Below are 17,126 nucleotides of genomic sequence, written 5' to 3'. Positions count from 1 at the left end.
CGACATCCGCAACGAACGTGCCCAGACGGTCACTCACCAGGAGAAAGACCCATGCGATCTCTCCATCCGGATACCCACCCGGCTCGCTTCGAACTCGACGGGCGCGTCCGGCCGGAGTCCGCCGGACATCCCCGGGTGGGCCTCCCTAGATCGGCTCGCCCTCGTTCTCGTCGCCCCGATCCGGGCCCGGCGTGCCGGTCCCGCTCTGGCTCGGCGACGGTGACGGCGTGGGCTCGCCGGGCTCGGGTGTCGCCGGGACCGGCGGCGGGGTCGGGACGAACACCGTGGGCGGCAGCGGCCTCGGCAACGGCTCGAAATCGCCTTCCCTGCGCAGCAGAAGCCAGACCATCACGGCCAGCAGCACGAGCAGCACGGTCAGCACGACCCCCGCGATGATCACGGACCGGCGGGTCTCGGTCGGCGGCGGCGCACCCTTGGGCGGCGGGGGCAACGCCGGGGAGCGGTCGCCCACCCAGTGCGGCGCGAAGTCAGGGCCGTGCTGCTCACCGATCAGCGTGCCGCTGACCAGCACCGCTTCGAGGAACCGCTCCGCCCCCGCCCTGTCCGGCTCGTACGGCGTGGCCACCCACGGGGCGCTCCCACCGTCCATCGCCAGCACCTGCGGAACCGCATCGGCCACGGCGGTACGCGTGCGCGTCGCCCAGGCCATCCAGCTCCGTACGCCGGAACGGCTCGCCGTCGCTTCGCGGACCCCTGTGACGAAACGGTCACGGGCCGCCGGGTCGAGCGCCGCCCCCTTGGTCAACACCGCGACCGAGACGGCCCGGCCGTCGGGCGCCAACCCGAGGTAGACCAGACCTGCGGGTCCCACGCGCAGACGGGCCTGCACGACGTAGGGCCCCAACTGGGGCGGGTCACCGTACTGGAGTGGAGTGGCCACGTCTGACATGAAAGCACACCCCGCCGATCACACCACGCCCCACGGGGACCGGGATCGGCTACCGGGCGGGACTCCGAACGGGAACCCGCCGGACCTGCGGTTGGACCCGGTACACGAACCCGCCGGGTCCCGCTGCGGGCTCCCTGCGGGCCCCCTACGAGCACTGTCAGGAAATACGGAGCGAGCCCGTCGTGCGAGCCGCCATTTCATTTGATGGAATACCGACATGACCGTCGCCGAAGAACTGCCGCGCGAGACCGACACCGGATTGCTGCGCGACGCCCTGGCCGAGGTCCGGCGGGTCATCGTCGGGCAGGAACACATGGTGGAGCGGCTGCTCGTGGCACTCCTCGCCCGGGGTCACTGCCTGCTGGAGGGCGTGCCGGGAGTGGCCAAGACCCTGGCGGCCTCGACCCTGGCCACGGTGGTCGGCGGGGAGTTCGCCCGCATCCAGTTCACTCCCGACCTGGTCCCCAGCGACATCGTCGGAACCCGGGTGTACCACCCCTCCCGCGAGGCCTTCGATGTCGAGCTCGGCCCGGTGTTCGTCAACTTCCTGCTCGCCGACGAGATCAACCGGGCCCCGGCGAAGGTGCAGTCGGCGCTGCTGGAGGTCATGGCCGAGCGGCAGGTGACCCTGGCCGGGGAGACCCACCCCCTGCCGAAGCCGTTCATCGTGCTGGCCACCCAGAACCCGATCGAGTCCGAGGGTGTCTATCCCCTCCCCGAGGTCCAGCGCGACCGGTTCCTGTTCAAGGTCCGCGTCAGCCACCCCAGCGCCCACGAGGAGCTGGAGATCCTGCACCGGATGAGCGTGACACCGCCGACCCCCAGAGCGGTGCTCGACCCCGCACGGCTGGCCGCGCTGCAGTCCATGGCCGACCAGGTGTCGGTCCACCAGCTCGTCGCCGACTACGTGGTCCGGCTCGTGATGGCCACCCGCTCCCCCGCCGACTACGGCCTGGCCGAGCTGCAGGAGAACATCGAGATCGGCGTCAGCCCTCGGGCCACCCTCGGCCTGGTCGCCGCTGGGCGCGGCCTGGCACTGCTGCGCGGCCGTGATTACCTGCTCCCCGACGACGTGCGCGATGTGGCGGTGGACGTGATGTCCCACCGGCTGATGCTCACCTTCGACGCCCTGGCCGACGGGATCGACCCCGAGGAGGTGGTCCGCCAGATCCTCGCCGCGGTACCGCCCCCGCTGGTCGTCTGGAACCAGGGCCCCCGATGACCCCCCGGAAAAAGGCCGTAAGGCCACTGGGCCGAGGAAGGCCGTGAGGCCGCCGAGGACTGGACCGAAGAGGGCCGTGAGGCCGCGCCGGGGACTGGACTGAGGAGCGAAGGAGCGAAGCGGATGAGCGACGAGGGAAGGAGCCGGATAGGAGCGGCCGAACCGCGACGCGAAGCGTCGCAAAACAACACAGCGTCGCAAACCAACACAGCCGAGCAGGCGTTGCGGCGGCTGGAGCTCACCATCGTCCGGCGCCTGGACGGGCTGCTGCAGGGGGCACACCAGGGGCTCCTGCCCGGTCCGGGCAGCGAGTTCGGCGACAGCCGGGTCTATGTGCCCGGCGAGGACGACATCCGGCGGATGGACTGGGCGGTGACCGCGCGCACGACCGTCCCGCACGTGCGCGACCTGATCGCCGACCGGGAGCTGGAGACCTGGGCCCTGGCGGACCTGTCGCCCAGCATGGACTTCGGCACCGCCGACATGGAGAAGCGGGATCTGGTCGTGGCCGCCGTCGGGGCGATCGGCTTCCTGTCCGGCCGGATCGGAAACCGCTTCGGCACCTACGTCCTGCACGACGAGTACGTCCACCGGATGCCCGCCAGGAGCGGCCGCCCTGCCCTGTACGGCCTGCTGCACTCGCTGATGGACGCTCCCAGGGGCCGTGCCGTCGCCGACGCCCCGGACCTGGCCGAGGCGATCGACATCCTCGCCTCGGCGCGGCGGCGGCGCGGTCTTCGAGTGATCGTCTCCGACTTCCTCGACCCCGAGCCCACCCTCGATCCCGGCCTGGAGCTGCCCTGGGAACGGCCGATCCGCCGGTTGGCCGCCCACCACCAGGTGCTGGCCGTCGAAGTGATCGACCCTCGCGAGCTGGAGCTGCCACCGGTGGGGCTGGTCAACATGACCGACCCCGAGACGGGCAGGAACCGCCAGATCCAGCTCACCCCCAAGGTCCGGCAGGCGTACGCGGAGGCCGCCGCCGCGCAGCGGATGACCAACCAGATGGCGCTGCGCCGCTGCGGGGTGGCCCACCTGGTGCTGCGCACCGACCGCGACTGGGTGTTCGACATCGCCCAGTTCGTGCTGCGGCAGCGTCGCATGGCACACCTGACCCATCGGCCCCCAAGATCGGGAGCGACACGGTGACCTTCCTCTCTCCGGTCTGGCTGTGGCTGTTCGCCGCGCTGGCGCTGCTCGTGGCCGGCTACGTGGCCGCCCAGTTCGCCCGGCGCCGCTACGCGCTGCGGTTCACCAACCTGCCCCTGCTGGCGCTGGTGTCCCCCGCGGGGCCCGGCTGGCGGCGGCACGTGGCCCCCGCGCTGTTCCTCGTCATGATGAGCCTCCTGATCGTGGGGGCGGCCCGCCCCGCCGACTCGGTGCGCATCCCCCGCGACCGCGCGACGATCATCATCGCGCTGGACGTCTCGCTGTCGATGGAGGCCGGCGACGTCCAGCCGAACCGGATCACCGCGGCCAAGGAGGCCGCCCAGAAGTTCGTCGCCGACCTGCCGGAGCGGTTCAACGTCGGGCTGGTCGCCTTCGCCCGCTCCGCCTCGGTCGTGATCTCACCTACCACCGACCACCAGGCGGTCAGCACCTCCCTCGGCAATCTCAGCACCCGGGCGGGCACCGCGATCGGCGAGGCGGTCTTCAGCTCCCTGGAGTCGCTGCGCTCCTTCGACCAGCAGGCGGTGACCGACCCGCCTCCGGCCGCGATCGTGCTGTTGTCCGACGGCGACAACACCTCGGGCCGCTCGGTGGCGGAGGCGATCGAGACGGCGATGAACTCACGGGTGCCGGTCTCCACGATCGCCTACGGCACCCAGGACGGCACGGTCTCGATCGACGGCCGCGACGTGAACGTGCCGGTGAACAAGGCCACCCTGCAGACCCTGTCGGACGGCACCGGCGGCCGGGCCTACGAGGCGGAGTCGGGCAGCCAGTTGCGGCAGGTGTACGAGCAGATCGGCACCTCGCTGGGCTACCGGACGGTCAACCAGGAGGTCACCCAGTGGTTCGTGGTGGCGGCGATCCTGGCCGGGCTGGTGACCGCCGGGGCGGCCCTGCTGCTGGGGTCGCGGATCCCCTGAGCTCACACGTCGGGGCGGACGTACGGCTGGGGCGGCGTGTGAGGGCGGGCGCTCCCGCCTCCACCGACCGGCTGGGAGCGAAGCGGGTGTACGGGGTGGTCCCGCCGCCTTCGGCGTCGTGGCCGCCCTGAGCCGGTCCCCGCCGTTGGTAACGTTCTACGACGTGGCACATTACTTCGAGGAGCGTCCGGAGACCGCGGGCCGTCCCGGCTCGGTCACGCTCGTGCTCCCCGACCTTCATCTGAAGCTGGAGACCGACAGCGGGGTGTTCTCCGCCGAGCGTGTCGACCAGGGCACCCGGATCCTGCTGGAGAGCGTCCCCCCTCCCCCACCGAGCGGTGACCTGCTCGACCTGGGCTGCGGCTACGGGCCGATCGCGCTGACGATGGCTTCGCGTGCCCCGGAGGCGACGGTCTGGGCGGTGGACGTCAACCGCAGGTCGGTCGAGTTGTGCGCGAGAAACGCCAGGGCCGCCTCCCTTGACAAAGTAAGGTCGATGCATGTCGACGAGGTCCCCCCACAGGTGCGGTTCTCCGCCATCTGGTCCAACCCCGCGATCCGCATCGGCAAGACCGCGATGCACGAGATGCTGACCCGCTGGCTGTCGCGTCTCACCCCCGACGGCGTCGCCCACCTGGTCGTCCAGAAACACCTGGGCTCCGACTCCCTGCAGCGCTGGCTGAACGAGCAGGGCTGGCCCACCGAGCGTGTGGCCTCCCGCTCCTCGTACCGGATCCTCCGGGTGGAGGCGCGCCCGGAGGCGGACCCCGCGCCGTGAGCGGCCGTTCTCCGGCGGGTACCAGGGGCGCCGGGGGTTCCGGCACCGGATGGCACCAGGTGGCGGCTGCGCGGCGTTGAGCGGCGTCGAGGTGGCGAGACGCGACGAGACACGGTCACCGCGGACGGAACGCGGAACGAACCCTGAACGAACCCTGAACGAACGAGGAACGACGAGAAACGGTGAACATCCGATGACGGCGAATCCGCGCAGGCAACTGCGCCCGACCGATGTCAAACGCCTCAACCGCACCTGGCGGAGGAACACCGAGGGGCGACTGGCTCTGATCCTGGAGTCGGTGACCGGCCCGTTCAACATCGGCTCCATCTTCCGCACGGCCGCCGCCTTCGGCGTGGAGCGGATCTGGCTGGCGGGCAACGCCACCCCGCCGACCAACCCCAAGGCGCAGAAGACCGCGTTGGGCACCGACAGGCTGGTGGCCTGGGAGGAGCCGGTCGCTGTCCTGGAGGCCGTACGGGCGGCGAAGGAGGACGGATTCACGGTGGTGGCGGTGGAACTCACCGGCGACGCGGTGCCCCTGTCCGAGGCCAGGCTGGACGGCGACGTGTGCCTGGTGGTGGGCAGCGAGGACCACGGCTGCTCCCCCGCGCTGCTGGAGGCCGCCGACGGCGTCTGCTACATCCCTCAGGTCGGCCGGGTCGGGTCGTTCAACGTCGCGGTGGCGGCGGCGATCGCGATCGCGGAGGCCCGCCGCCAGGAGTGGTCGGGCAAGGTGCCCGCCGAGGAGTAACGGCCCTCGACGGGTGAGGTGCCGCCCGAGGAGCAACCGCCTCGGCCGGTCACGGCGACCTCTTCTCCTCCGTTCCCCGGCCGACGGCCGTGCGCCCGGTGCGGTCGCGCCCGTCGTGCCCGCCACGCCCGTCGTGGCCGTCGTGGCCGTCGTGATCCCCGTCGCCGAGCGGGACCTTCTCGCCGCCGTACACCCTGCTCATCCTGACGCGGAGTTCGCGCAGCGGGTGGTGCTTCCCTCCGCGCGGCGGGGCGCCGTGCCCGTCGCCCTCCTCGGCCGCCCCTTCGAGGATCGGGACCGGCTCCTTGCCTCGGACCTGGGCCTCGATGGATTCGAGGGAGGGGACGTGGACCTCGAAGTACTCACCCGTGGGCCGGCGCTTGATCACACCGGTCTCCACGCCGTGACCGAGGGCGTCGGCGTCGCGACGCTGCAGCCCCAGGCAGATCCGGTAGGTGATGAAGTACGCCAGGGCCGGGCCGAGGAAGACCAGGACCCGGCCAATGTAGATCATCTTGTTCAGCGAGAGGTGGAAGACCGAGGCGATCACGTCGTTGGAGGCCATCAGCCACAGGACGCCGTAGAACGTGACCGCCGACACGCCGATCGAGGTGCGGTGCGGATTGTTGCGTGGACGGTCCACGATGTGGTGCTCGCGGCGGTCTCCGGTGACCCACTGCTCGACGAACGGATAGAGCGCCAGGCCGGTCAGGATGATCCCCAGAGGGAGCAGCGCCGGGATCAGCACGCTCATCGGCAGCGTGAAGCCCAGGAAGTTGATCTCCCAGGAGGGCATCAGGCGCAGCGAGCCGTCCAGGAGCGCCAGGTAGAAGTCGGGCTGGGTACCCGCCGAGATGTCGGACGGCGTGTAGGGGCCGTACAGCCAGACGGGGTTGATCTGGGCGAAGGTGCCCAGCAGCGCGACGACGCCGAAGGTGAACATGAAGTAGGCGCCTGATTTGATCATGAAGGAGGGGTAGGTCGGCGCGCCCACCACGTTGTCGTTGGTGCGGCCCTTGCCCGGCATCTGCGTGTGCTTCAACACCCACGTCAGGATCAGGTGGGCGGTGATGAGTGCCAGCAGTACGGCCGGGATGAGCAGGATGTGGATCGAGTAGAAGCGCGCGATGACGTCCTGGCCGGGATACTCGCCGCCGATGAGGAAGAAGCTGAGCCAGGTGCCCACCACCGGCATCGACTGCGCCACACCGGCGGTGATCCGCAGACCGGCACCGGAGAGCAGGTCGTCGAGCAGGGAGTAGCCGGTCAGGCCCTCGAACAGCGCGAGAGCCAGCAGGGCGACGCCGATCAGCCAGTTCAGCTCGCGCGGCTTGCGGTAGGCGCCGTTGAAGAACACCCGCAGCATGTGGATCATCATGCCGCCGATGAACAGCAGGGCCGCCCAGTGGTGCATCTGCCGCATCAGCAGGCCGCCGCGCACGTCGAAGCTGAGGTCCAGCGAGGAGGCGTACGCCTCGGACATCGTGACGCCTTTGAGCGGCGAGTAGGAGCCGCTGTAGACGACCTCGTTCATGCCGGGCTTGAAGAAGAACGTCAGGAACGTGCCGGTCAGCAGCAGGATGACGAACGAGTAGAGAGCGATCTCGCCCAGCAGGAACGTCCAGTGGTCGGGAAAGATCTTCCGCATGTTCCGCTTGAGGAATGCCGCCGCGCCGAGGCGATCGTCGAGGAACACGCCCACGCGCGCCGGCCGTCCGAGAGTGCTTCCCGTGCTCATGCGCGGCCTCCGTTCTCACAACCGGGGCCTCGACGCCACCTGCCCCCGAAGAATGAAAAACTGGGCGTAACGGCGAGACACACCGTGGGCAACCAGGTGTTTTTCCATCATCCACGGCGATGGGCAGGTCAAGGCAAAGCCCCGCCCCGGGTCAGGTCGGCGCCGCTCGGCCGCTATCACGCCCTCCGTCCCACTCCGCCCATCCCCTCCCGTTCAGGGCCTTGTGATCCAAACGTTCACCTGCCCGCGATGACGTGCCCGGCCCGCAGGGGGCATACTCCTGCACGTGCAACGCCGTTACGCCTTCCTCGACCATCCCGGCCCCCTGCCCTTCGCGCACAGGGGTGGTGCCGCCGAGGGCAGGGAGAACACCTTCCCCGCCTTCGAACGGGCCGTCGAACTCGGTTACACGTATCTGGAGACCGACGCGCACGCCACCTCCGACGGCGTGCTGCTCGCCTTCCACGACCACACTCTGGACCGGGTGACCGACCGCAGGGGCAGGATCGCCGAACTGCCGTACCGGCTGGTGCGCGAGGCGCGGATCGGCGGCGTGGACGAGATCCCGCTGATGGAGGACCTGCTGGGCTCGTGGCCCGAGGCGCGCTTCAACATCGACGTCAAGGAGTCGGCGGCCATCGGGCCGCTCGCCGCCGCGGTCAGGCGGACCGCCTCCCACGACCGGATCTGCCTCACCTCCTTCTCGGAGGAGCGGCTCGCCAGGGCCCGTGCCGCGATCGGCCTTGACGTGTGCTCATCGCTCGGCCCACGCGGCGTGGCGACCCTGCGCGCCGCCGCCTCCACCTCCGGCTACGGCCGCCTGCTCGCCCGCCTGGCCCGCGCCGGGGTGCCGTGCGCGCAGGTGCCGGTCGGCTTCCGCGGCCTGCGGATCACCACGCCCGCCCTGATCCGCACGGTGCACGCGCTCGGCATGCAGATCCACGTGTGGACCGTCAACGACACCGGGGTGATGGAACGCCTGCTCGACCTCGGCGTGGACGGGCTGATGACCGACAACATCTCGGGGCTGCGCGGCGTGCTGGAGTCTCGCGGCCAGTGGTATCCGGGCCGTCTCGCCGCGTAACCCTTATCCCCGCCATCCCCGCCATCCCCTCCATCCCCTCTATCCCCTCTCCTCTCCCCGCCTCCCCCGCCCCCGAAAGACCGAGGACCGCCCATGACCTCAGAACAGGTCGTCGAGGACTCCCCCCAGTCCCGCCGCCGCGAGCAGCGCGGCTGGTACTTCTACGACTGGGCGAACTCCGCCTTCCCGACCACCATCCTGACGGTCTTCCTCGGCCCGTACCTGACGACGATCGCGGAGACCGCCGCCCAGGGACGCCCGTACGTGGACGTGATCGGGTTCGACGTGCGGCCCAGCGCCTACTACTCCTTCGTGGTGGGCTTCGCGGCCATCCTGCAGATCATCCTGATGCCCGTCGTGGGCGCACTGGCCGATCACACCGGCAGGAAGAAGGAGCTCCTCGGTCTCTTCGCCTACCTCGGCGCCGGCGCGACCGTCTGCTTCTGGTTCGTCGCCGACGGACGCTACCTGCTGGGCGGCGCGCTGTTCCTGGTGTCCAGCGTCGCCTTCGCCGCCGCGTTCGTGATCTACAACTCGTTCCTGCCTGAGATCGCCACGGCGGACGAGCGCGACAAGGTCTCCGCCAGGGGATGGGGTTTCGGCTATCTCGGCGGTGGCCTGCTGCTCGCCGTCCACCTGGCCCTGTTCCTCTATCACAAGTCCTTCGGCATCACCGAGGGCGAGGCGGTGCGCATCGCCCTGTCGTCCGCGGGCCTGTGGTGGGGCGGGTTCACGATCATCCCGCTGCTGCGGCTACGCAACCGGCGGGCGCTCCCCTCGGGCGCGGAGAACGTGGGCCAGGTCATGACCGGCAGCTTCCGACAGCTGGGCCGCACGATCAGGGAGCTACGGCGCTACCCGCTCACCCTGGGTTTCCTCGTCGCCTATCTGATCTACAACGACGGCGTGCAGACCGTCATCTCCTTCTCGGCCACCTACGCCGACAAGGAGCTCGGGCTGGACCAGACCGTACGGATCGCGGCAATCCTGATGGTGCAGTTCGTCGCCTTCTTCGGCGCCCTGCTGCTCGGCAGGCTCGCCGCCTCCTACGGAGCCAAGCGGGTCGTGATGGCCGCGCTGATCGCCTGGATCGCCGTGGTGGCCGTGGCCTACTTCCTGCCCAAGGGCGCGGCCCTGCCCTTCTTCGCGCTGGGGTTCGCCATCGCGATCGTGATGGGCGGGACGCAGGCCCTGTCGCGATCGCTGTTCTCCCACGTGATCCCGAAGGGCAAGGAGGCGGAGTATTACAGCCTGTACGAGATCAGCGACAAGGGCTCGACGTTCCTCGGCTCGTTCACCCTCGGCCTGGCGCTCCAGCTGACCGACAGCTATCGCCTGGGAATCATCTCTTTGGTGATCTTCTTCGTGCTCGGCTTCGTGCTGCTCGCCCTCATCAACCTGCCCAAGGCCATCAGAGCGGCCGGAAACCAGGTGCCGGAACGCATCTGAGAACCCCAGAAAAAAGGGTCCTTCGCAGACCGGGTCAAGAACGTGCGATTGGATCACCCTGTCTGTGGGAATCCACACACGGTACCAAGCGTTGTACGCCGTGGGAGACGAACCCCTCACGACGGGGCCCTCAGGAGGCATTCAGACATGGGCGAGCGTGCGCTACGCGGCACCAGACTCGGGGCGACCAGCTACGAGAACGACCGCAACACCGATCTGGCCCCGCGCCAAGAGGTGTCCTACACCTGCCCGAAGGGCCATCGATTCGACGTTCCGCTTGCCGCTGAAGCAGAGATCCCGGCGACCTGGGAGTGCCGCATGTGCGGCGCGACCGCCCTCCGGGTGGACGGCGAGCAGCCCGAGGCCAAGAAGGCCAAGCCCCCGCGAACGCACTGGGACATGCTGCTGGAACGCCGCACGATCGAGGACCTGGAGGAGGTGCTCAACGAGCGCCTGGCGATTCTACGCGCCCAGCGCCGCAAGAGCGCCTGACCGAATTCGGAGAGTCGGCGACCCCCGGCCCCGCGAGGGCCGGGGGTCCGTTCTTTCCCATCCCTGGGTTCTCCCTCTGACCGTCGCTTCCCCTCACTCGCCCCCGAGGCTCCCAAGAGCCTCGCCCTCCCGCTCGGAAAGAGCGTCCCTGCCTCGAGGGTCGTCCGGCTCTTCCTGGCGGTGAGCGAGGTGAAGTGGCCTAACCGATTGGCTGGGAATTGGTCCTTAAGGTTGATCCACTTCCCGGCTAGGGTCGCTTCCATGACCATTTCGACCAGTGAGGACACCGGCGGTTCCGCGCCGACGACGGCCCATGAGAAAGCCACGGCGCTACGGGCGCTGCACGTACCTGGCCGTCCGCTGGTGGTGCCCAACGTCTGGGACGCCGCGTCGGCCCGTGCGGTCGAGGCGGCGGGCTTCCCGGTGGTCGCCACCGGCAGCGCCGCGATCGCCCCGGTGCTCGGCTACGACGACGGCGAGGAGACCCCGGTCGAGGAGATGCTGGCCGCGATCGCCAGGATCAGCCGTTCGGTCGGCCTGCCCGTCACCGCCGACATGGAGCGCGGCTACCGGCTTGAGCCCGCCGAGCTGGTCGAGCGGCTCGTCGCCGCGGGGGCCTCAGGCTGCAACCTGGAGGACTCCGACCCCCGTACGGGCGCGATGATCGACATCGACGAGCAGATCGCCTTCCTCTCCGCCGTCAGGAGTGCCGCGACCGGCGCGGGCGTGGACCTGGTGATCAACGCCCGAGTCGACGCCTACATGCAGGGGACGGGAAGCCCCGAGGAGCGGCTGACCGAATCCGTGCGGCGGGGGCGCGGCTACCTGGAGGCGGGCGCCGACTGCGTCTATCCGATCTTGGTGGCCGAGGCGGGGGCCATTCGCGCGCTGGTCGAGGGTGTCGACGGGCCGATCAACATCCTGTTCCGTCCCGGCACACCGTCCATCGGCGAGCTCGCGGCCCTCGGGGTGGCCCGCGTGAGTTTCGGCCACGGCCTGCACGAGGCCGTGCGGGCGTACGCGGCGCGGATGCTCGCGGCGATCCGGGACGGCGAGAGCCCTTATCCCCCCGAGCTTCCCACCCCCTGACTCCGACGAGCCGGGCCCTGTAACCGTCTGATCTCGACGGCCCTGGGCCCCGTGACCCGTCCGTCCCCACGGGGCCCGATGCCCTCCGACCTTGGCACCCGGGCCCCCTCACGCCTCCGCCCGAAGGGGTTGGCGATCACCAATCGTCGGCGGGCAGGTCGACGCCGTTGACGCGGTCGTAGATCACCACCCCGTCGGACAGCCTGACCACGCGCACCCTCCTGGCGAGCCCGGCCGTCTCCAGGCTGTGCGCCGAGTTCACCGCGTACTTCGGGAAGTGATAGCGGTCGCGGGTGCCGCCGTGCGGCTCGTCACGCTCGCAGACCACCTCGTAGCGGTCCTCCGGCCATACCGGAGGCGGTGGCGTCTTCTGTCCTCGACCGGCGAGCCTGCTCATCGGCCCGTCTCCTCTCCTGGAATGTTCACGTCAAGTGAGCGAGACAGTCACCACGTGCTTGGTTTAGACATTCGTAATCACCCCATTATGGCCATGCGCAACCGAAGAACTGTAAGGTGAGCTCCCCTCGTAGTGATTGGCTGATCAGCCAGTCGCGACCCGAACCACCTCACGGCCATCCCACGGCCATCCCACGACCACTCCCGCATGCCAGCCCGGCCTGACCCCGTCCTGGCACGTTCCATTACTCTCCCGCATGCCAGGAGTTCGTCATGTCCCCCATCGACCATTTCGCCTACGGGCTCGTCACGCCGGTCGCCTCGTACATCATGTCGAGCACCGGATCCCTGCTGGGACTGCTGTTCGCCGCGCGGGCCCGAGGGGCGGAGGGCCGCTCACGCGCGCTCTGGCTCGGCGGCGCGGCCCTGTCCATCGGCGGGACCGGCATCTGGGTGATGCACTTCATCGCGATGATGGGCTTCGACGTCATGGGCACGTCGATCCGCTACGACGTCCCGCTCACCGTCGCGTCCGCGCTGCTCGCGATCGTCGTCGTCGGCGCCGGTCTGTTCCTGGTCTCGCACAGGGAGAACAGCACCGGCGCGCTCCTCGGCGGCGGGCTGCTGACCGGCCTGGGCGTGGCCGGAATGCACTATCTGGGCATGGCGGCCATGAACATGTCCGCACACGTGAGCTACGACCCTCTCCTGGTCGGACTGTCACTGATCATCGCGGTGGTCGCGGCGACGGTGGCACTCTGGTTCAGCGTGCGCGTGCGCGGGGCACTCGCCACCACCGGCGCCGCCCTGCTGATGGGCTTCGCGGTGAATGGGATGCACTACACCGGCATGTTCGCCATCGGGGTCGAGCTCCACGACACCTCCGCGCCGACGAGCGGGGCGCAGGGCATGGATTTCATGCTGCCTCTGCTCGTCGGGATCAGCATGCTCAGCCTCGGCCTGCTCCTGGCGATCTTCCTGTCCCCCTCTGAAGAAGAGATGCGCGAGGACGCGAGACTCCTGTCCCAACTGCGGCGCGATCGCCCGAGCGAGAACCCTCAGCCCGCAGGATCGATGGAGCCCCACGCGCGGCCGGCCCGGCGGCACGAGCCCTCCCTCTTCGACGACCACAGCTCCGGGCACTGACCGAGGACCGGGCACCCGGACCCGGCAGTGCCGCCCCTCGTCCTCCTCTGCCTCGGCTCCGGAGAAACCCGTGGCACCGACCGCCTCCCCGCGGGCACACTGCCCCCGTGAGCGAAACGTCGGGCCGCACGGTGAGCGCCCTCGTGACGTCGGGCACCGAATGGCTGGGAACCATCGGCCCGTTCCCCGTGGCCGAACCCTGGTGGGCCGAGGTCGGTTCGATCGTGACCCATCTGGAGGGCGTGCTGGGCGCACCCGTGGTGGTACTGCGCCTGGTCGACGTCGAGAACGGCGGCCACGGCCCTCGCGACGGCCACACGACCTATCACGTCGAGGCCCTGAACCGTCCCGCGGCCGGTCTGGCCCGCCTCCGGCCCGGCGCCCCGGACACGATCGGCAGGCCGGTCCCGGGAGACCTGGCGGGCCCCGTGGCGCACCGGGCGGAGTGGGCGAAGGCGTCGGGAGTGCGCGAGGCACTGGCCTGGGCCCAGGCCGCGCTGCGTGAGGCGGGCAGGCCCGCCGAGGGGCCTGCCCGGCAGGTGAAGACCTGGAACCTGGCGGGGCTGTTCCGCATCCCCACGCGCCCGGGACCGGTCTGGCTGAAGATCACTCCTGGGTTCGCCGCCGACGAGGCCCGCGCGATCGGGATGCTCGCGGCGAAGGATCCCGGTCTGGTGCCCGCGATCGTGGCGGCCGACGTCCCGAACCGGCGGGTGCTCCTGGAGCACGTGCCCGGCGGCGACTGTCACGGGGCGTCGCGGGAGATCGTCGCCGAGGCGGTGAGCCGCCTGGCGAGGGCACAGGCGGCTCTCGCCGAACACGGGTGCGGGCCACCCGATGGACTTCCCGACCGCACCCCCTCGGCTCTGGCCGCGCTGGTGGGCGAGCTGCTCACCGGTGAGGCGGCCGACGACCTGAAAGCCGGGGAGTTGCGCCTCGCCCACCGGCTCGCCGATCGTCTGCCGTCGCTCGCCGCCTCGCTGGAGTCATGCGGCCTGCCGTGCACGCTGGTGCACGGCGACTTCCATCCGGGCAACTGGATGGCGGGACCGCGCGGCACCGTCGTGCTGGACCTCGCCGACAGCCACTACGGCCATCCCGTCCTCGACGGCCTGCGCCCCCGTGACTTCCTGCCCGCCGACCTCTGGGAAGCGGCCGCGGAAGCCTGGTGCGAGACGTGGGCGGCGGCCGTCCCCGGCTGCCACCCGGCCCGCGCACTGATCCTGGCGGAACCTCTGCAGCACCTCGCGTACGCCGTCCGCTATCAGGAGTTTCTCAACAACATCGAGCCCAGCGAGCGGCGGTACCACGAGGGCGACCCGGCGCAGGCCGTCCGCGCGGCCGTGGCCGCCGCCGAGGCGATCGGCGTTCTCTGAAGGACGCCTGTTCTTCAGAGAGGCCTCCCGCCGGAAGGTCATCGGGGACGGCGCGGCGCCGCCGGACCTCTCCGCGCCCGCGGGCCGTTTCCCCGCCGGCCGTTCGATCGCCTGTCACTCACCCGCGCACAGGACGGGAGCCTTCTGGTGCGGGTAGACGTGGTCCAGATCGTGGCCGGGAGGCAGGACGCAACGGCGCTCGCCGCCCTCGGTGTGCGGGCACCGCAGCGCGTCGCTGCGGCGCGGCAACGTCGCCGTCTCCTCGCTCCCGGCGTCGGTGACGACGGCTTCGTCAGTCATGATGCGTGTCCTTCTGTGACGTCCGGGCGGTGACGGCCGGATGGTGGGCGGCCTGGACGACGGCCCGCGCGGGAGAGGAGGGGAACGGGCGTCGTGAGGACTCCTGTCCACCGATCGGCCGCACGTGCGGCGCGGCGATGCGTCCTCGCGAGTTCCGGATGCACAGAACAAGTCATTGACGCTGCTCTGTTTGGTCACTGTTGGTCACTGTTGGTCACTGTTGGTCACTGTCGAGAATCGGCACCTGCGCGCCGAAGGCGCGGCGACCAGTCTTTCAGAGTCCCGCCCGACCGCGCGAGTAGGGGGGAGCACCCGATCGTCACTCACTCCCTCGCCGTTTCGGCCACATTCCTCGGCTGTTTCGGTCGCATCATCTCTCCGGGAGGAAGGTGTTCGCGAGCGCCGTGCCCTCCAGCTCACCCCAGGCCCTAAGGTGATCAAGCCCCCATAACATCGCGATAGGGATTTTTTGGGAGATCCCTCCGCATGCTTCTCACTAATACCTTGACATCACCCCTCACAAGGAGTGTGCATGTTACGTCGAGGTACCCTTCTGGCTGGAGCCGCCACCGTGGCTCTGTACCTGGTCGCCACCGTGTCGCCCGCCGTCGCGACGACCGCCCCCCCTGCCCCTGCCCCCCAGCCTCCGGCCGCGATGCTTGAGGCTCTCCAGCGCGACCTCGGCCTCACCGCCGAGCAGGCCGTCCAGCGCCTGGCCAACGAGCACCGCGCGGCCGCCTCGGAGTCCGCCCTGACCCGGGAACTGGGCGCCAAGTACGGCGGCGCCTGGCTCAACGGCGACGCCTCCCAGCTCTCCGTGGCCACCACCGACGCCTCCGCCGCGGCTGCCATCAAGGCCAAGGGCGCGCAGCCCGTGGTCGTCAGCCGCTCCCTCGCCGACCTCGAGGCCGTCAAGGCCAAGCTCGACGGCGCGTCGGCGGAGGCGAAGGCCGGCGCCTCCCTCTGGTACGTCGACGTCACGACCAACAGCGTCGTGATCCTCACCGGCGACCAGGCCGCGGGCGAGGCCCTCGCCGCGGCCGCGGGCGCGGACAAGGGCGTCGTGAAGGTGACGCTCTCCACCGAGAAGCCCGAGCCCTTCATCGACATCATCGGCGGCAACGCCTACTACATCGGCGGCAGCCGCTGCAGCATCGGCTTCTCCGTGTGGCGGGGCAGCACCCCCGGCTTCGTGACCGCCGGTCACTGCGGCAGGGCGGGCAACACCACCACCAGCCCGTCCGGCACCTTCCAGGGCTCGTCGTTCCCCGGTAACGACTACGCCTGGGTCGCCACCCCCGGTCACACTCCGCGGCCCTGGGTCCGCGGCTCCGGCGGCGCCAACGTGGTCGTCCGCGGCTCCACCCAGGCCTCGGTCGGCTCCTCGATCTGCCGCTCCGGCTCCACCACGGGCTGGCGCTGCGGCACCATCCAGCAGCACAACGCGAGCGTCACCTACGCGCAGGGCACGGTGAGCGGCCTGACCCGCACCAGCGCGTGCGCCCAGCCAGGCGACTCCGGCGGCTCCTTCATCTCCGGCAACCAGGCACAGGGCGTCACCTCCGGTGGTTCGGGCAACTGCTCCATCGGCGGCACCACCTACCACCAGCCGGTCAACGAGATCCTCTCTGCGTACGGGCTGACACTCGTCACCGGCTGATCTCGCCTCCTCACCAGCCTGCTCCCCGTGAGCAACCCCCCGATGGCCGAGGAGGCCCGCCAGAAATGTCAAGGATCATTCGCTCCTGCGTCGCCCTCATCCTGGGGCTGGCCTTCCTGGTGACGGTCACCCCCGCCCAGGCCGCGCCCGCCCACGCGGCGGACGCCCGCACGGCAGCGGTTCGCGTGCTCAGGTATGACGCGAGCAGGGCCGCGGAGTTCCGATCCGCCGTCGACCAGGCGGCCCAGATCTGGAACTCCAGCGTCTCGAACGTACGACTGGTGGCCGGCAGCCCCGCGGACTTCGTGGTGCTCGCCGACAACGGCTGGCCCCGTGCGCAGCCCACCAGCCTCGGCCGCGGAACCGTGTGGATGGGCCGTCAGGCGACCGCGGAGGGTCACAACCCACTGCGGATCGCCGCCCACGAGATCGGCCACATCCTGGGCCTGCCCGACCGGCGTACCGGCCGGTGCACGGACCTGATGTCCGGTGCGAGCGCGGGTACGAGTTGTACCAACGCGAACCCGAACGCGGCGGAGAAAGCCGAGGTCCAGCGCAACTTCGCCGGATTCGCCCCGGCGGTCGACTTCGGTCGGATCTACGTCGACAGTCCCGAGCACGCGGCGTCCTAGACTCCCGCGA

General features: G+C 70.2%; 16 protein-coding genes and 1 pseudogene. 13 read left to right on the top strand and 4 right to left on the bottom strand.

Translation table 11 applies throughout. From position 1 onward, the window contains the following. Positions 1 to 145: 145 nt before the first annotated feature. Positions 146 to 910: a hypothetical protein gene (locus ABZ664_RS27920; RefSeq protein WP_362516038.1), complete on the bottom strand. Its 765-nt coding sequence runs from the start codon at positions 908 to 910 to the stop codon at positions 146 to 148. A 217-nt stretch (positions 911 to 1,127) separates the two neighbouring features. Between ABZ664_RS27920 and ABZ664_RS27915 the strand changes: the two genes are divergently transcribed. From ABZ664_RS27915 to ABZ664_RS27895, 5 genes are all read left to right on the top strand, one after another. Continuing rightward, positions 1,128 to 2,132: a MoxR family ATPase gene (locus ABZ664_RS27915; RefSeq protein ID WP_362516036.1), complete on the top strand. Its 1,005-nt coding sequence runs from the start codon at positions 1,128 to 1,130 to the stop codon at positions 2,130 to 2,132. A 123-nt stretch (positions 2,133 to 2,255) separates the two neighbouring features. Beyond that, complete coding sequence (locus ABZ664_RS27910) at positions 2,256 to 3,281, top strand: DUF58 domain-containing protein (RefSeq protein WP_362516034.1); 1,026 nt, start codon at positions 2,256 to 2,258, stop codon at positions 3,279 to 3,281. Continuing rightward, entirely contained in the window at positions 3,278 to 4,225 is a 948-nt protein-coding gene (locus ABZ664_RS27905) for a VWA domain-containing protein (protein ID WP_362516032.1), read from the top strand. Before ABZ664_RS27910 ends, ABZ664_RS27905 begins: the two co-directional genes overlap by 4 nt. A gap of 163 nt (positions 4,226 to 4,388) precedes the next feature. Then, the gene (locus ABZ664_RS27900; RefSeq protein ID WP_362516030.1) at positions 4,389 to 5,003 is read left to right on the top strand and encodes a methyltransferase; all 615 of its coding nucleotides are present in this window, start codon (positions 4,389 to 4,391) and stop codon (positions 5,001 to 5,003) included. Between the two features lie 193 nt (positions 5,004 to 5,196). Beyond that, complete coding sequence (locus ABZ664_RS27895; RefSeq protein WP_362516028.1) at positions 5,197 to 5,754, top strand: TrmH family RNA methyltransferase; 558 nt, start codon at positions 5,197 to 5,199, stop codon at positions 5,752 to 5,754. Positions 5,755 to 5,803: 49 nt separating this feature from the next. Here the strand turns inward: ABZ664_RS27895 and ABZ664_RS27890 are convergent, their stop codons facing one another. Next, entirely contained in the window at positions 5,804 to 7,492 is a 1,689-nt protein-coding gene (locus ABZ664_RS27890) for a ubiquinol-cytochrome c reductase cytochrome b subunit (protein ID WP_362516026.1), read from the bottom strand. 286 nt (positions 7,493 to 7,778) lie between these two features. On the opposite strand from ABZ664_RS27890, the gene ABZ664_RS27885 reads away from it, so the two are divergent. From ABZ664_RS27885 to ABZ664_RS27870, 4 genes and pseudogenes are all read left to right on the top strand, one after another. Continuing rightward, complete coding sequence (locus ABZ664_RS27885) at positions 7,779 to 8,576, top strand: glycerophosphodiester phosphodiesterase (RefSeq protein ID WP_362516024.1); 798 nt, start codon at positions 7,779 to 7,781, stop codon at positions 8,574 to 8,576. 72 nt (positions 8,577 to 8,648) lie between these two features. Next, a pseudogene (locus ABZ664_RS27880) lies at positions 8,649 to 10,025 on the top strand (MFS transporter); the annotation flags it as partial. A gap of 147 nt (positions 10,026 to 10,172) precedes the next feature. Further along, the gene (locus ABZ664_RS27875) at positions 10,173 to 10,517 is read left to right on the top strand and encodes an RNA polymerase-binding protein RbpA (RefSeq protein ID WP_350948341.1); all 345 of its coding nucleotides are present in this window, start codon (positions 10,173 to 10,175) and stop codon (positions 10,515 to 10,517) included. A 261-nt stretch (positions 10,518 to 10,778) separates the two neighbouring features. Then, positions 10,779 to 11,606 (top strand): isocitrate lyase/phosphoenolpyruvate mutase family protein, encoded by an 828-nt coding sequence (locus tag ABZ664_RS27870; protein ID WP_362516021.1) that lies wholly within the window; start codon positions 10,779 to 10,781, stop codon positions 11,604 to 11,606. Between the two features lie 136 nt (positions 11,607 to 11,742). On the opposite strand, the gene ABZ664_RS27865 is transcribed toward ABZ664_RS27870, so the two are convergent. Then, a complete protein-coding gene (locus tag ABZ664_RS27865; protein ID WP_362516018.1) occupies positions 11,743 to 12,003 on the bottom strand; it encodes a hypothetical protein in 261 nt (86 codons plus the stop codon). Positions 12,004 to 12,275: 272 nt separating this feature from the next. Here ABZ664_RS27865 and ABZ664_RS27860 point away from each other — a divergent pair, with 272 nt between their 5' ends. Both ABZ664_RS27860 and ABZ664_RS27855 read left to right on the top strand, forming a co-directional pair. Further along, positions 12,276 to 13,148, top strand: a complete 873-nt coding sequence (locus ABZ664_RS27860; RefSeq protein ID WP_362516015.1) for an MHYT domain-containing protein — start codon at positions 12,276 to 12,278, stop codon at positions 13,146 to 13,148. A 107-nt stretch (positions 13,149 to 13,255) separates the two neighbouring features. Then, the gene (locus ABZ664_RS27855) at positions 13,256 to 14,524 is read left to right on the top strand and encodes an aminoglycoside phosphotransferase family protein (protein WP_362516013.1); all 1,269 of its coding nucleotides are present in this window, start codon (positions 13,256 to 13,258) and stop codon (positions 14,522 to 14,524) included. 114 nt (positions 14,525 to 14,638) lie between these two features. Here the strand turns inward: ABZ664_RS27855 and ABZ664_RS27850 are convergent, their stop codons facing one another. Further along, positions 14,639 to 14,824 carry a hypothetical protein gene (locus ABZ664_RS27850; protein WP_362516011.1) on the bottom strand — a complete coding sequence of 62 codons (186 nt, stop codon included), beginning with the start codon at positions 14,822 to 14,824 and terminating at the stop codon, positions 14,639 to 14,641. Positions 14,825 to 15,356: 532 nt separating this feature from the next. Between ABZ664_RS27850 and ABZ664_RS27845 the strand changes: the two genes are divergently transcribed. After that, positions 15,357 to 16,484 carry a S1 family peptidase gene (locus ABZ664_RS27845; protein WP_362516007.1) on the top strand — a complete coding sequence of 376 codons (1,128 nt, stop codon included), beginning with the start codon at positions 15,357 to 15,359 and terminating at the stop codon, positions 16,482 to 16,484. 65 nt (positions 16,485 to 16,549) lie between these two features. Further along, on the top strand, positions 16,550 to 17,116 hold the full coding sequence (locus ABZ664_RS27840) for a snapalysin family zinc-dependent metalloprotease (protein WP_362516005.1): 567 nt from the start codon (positions 16,550 to 16,552) through the stop codon (positions 17,114 to 17,116). The last annotated feature ends 10 nt before the right edge of the window (positions 17,117 to 17,126 follow it).

This window comes from Streptosporangium sp. NPDC006930 (assembly GCF_040635605.1).
Taxonomy (GTDB): Bacteria; Actinomycetota; Actinomycetes; order Streptosporangiales; family Streptosporangiaceae; genus Streptosporangium.
This window is presented reverse-complemented; position numbering and strand designations above follow the sequence as displayed.

What these genes read in the sequence shown, in the direction of transcription:
- ABZ664_RS27920 (WP_362516038.1), bottom strand. Translation starts at nt 910, where the DNA reads ATGTCAGACGTGGCCACTCCACTCCAGTACGGTGACCCGCCCCAGTTG.
- ABZ664_RS27915 (WP_362516036.1), top strand. Translation starts at nt 1,128, where the DNA reads ATGACCGTCGCCGAAGAACTGCCGCGCGAGACCGACACCGGATTGCTG.
- ABZ664_RS27910 (WP_362516034.1), top strand. Translation starts at nt 2,256, where the DNA reads ATGAGCGACGAGGGAAGGAGCCGGATAGGAGCGGCCGAACCGCGACGC.
- ABZ664_RS27895 (WP_362516028.1), top strand. Translation starts at nt 5,197, where the DNA reads ATGACGGCGAATCCGCGCAGGCAACTGCGCCCGACCGATGTCAAACGC.
- ABZ664_RS27890 (WP_362516026.1), bottom strand. Translation starts at nt 7,492, where the DNA reads ATGAGCACGGGAAGCACTCTCGGACGGCCGGCGCGCGTGGGCGTGTTC.
- ABZ664_RS27875 (WP_350948341.1), top strand. Translation starts at nt 10,173, where the DNA reads ATGGGCGAGCGTGCGCTACGCGGCACCAGACTCGGGGCGACCAGCTAC.
- ABZ664_RS27870 (WP_362516021.1), top strand. Translation starts at nt 10,779, where the DNA reads ATGACCATTTCGACCAGTGAGGACACCGGCGGTTCCGCGCCGACGACG.
- ABZ664_RS27865 (WP_362516018.1), bottom strand. Translation starts at nt 12,003, where the DNA reads ATGAGCAGGCTCGCCGGTCGAGGACAGAAGACGCCACCGCCTCCGGTA.
- ABZ664_RS27860 (WP_362516015.1), top strand. Translation starts at nt 12,276, where the DNA reads ATGTCCCCCATCGACCATTTCGCCTACGGGCTCGTCACGCCGGTCGCC.
- ABZ664_RS27850 (WP_362516011.1), bottom strand. Translation starts at nt 14,824, where the DNA reads ATGACTGACGAAGCCGTCGTCACCGACGCCGGGAGCGAGGAGACGGCG.
- ABZ664_RS27845 (WP_362516007.1), top strand. Translation starts at nt 15,357, where the DNA reads ATGTTACGTCGAGGTACCCTTCTGGCTGGAGCCGCCACCGTGGCTCTG.
- ABZ664_RS27840 (WP_362516005.1), top strand. Translation starts at nt 16,550, where the DNA reads ATGTCAAGGATCATTCGCTCCTGCGTCGCCCTCATCCTGGGGCTGGCC.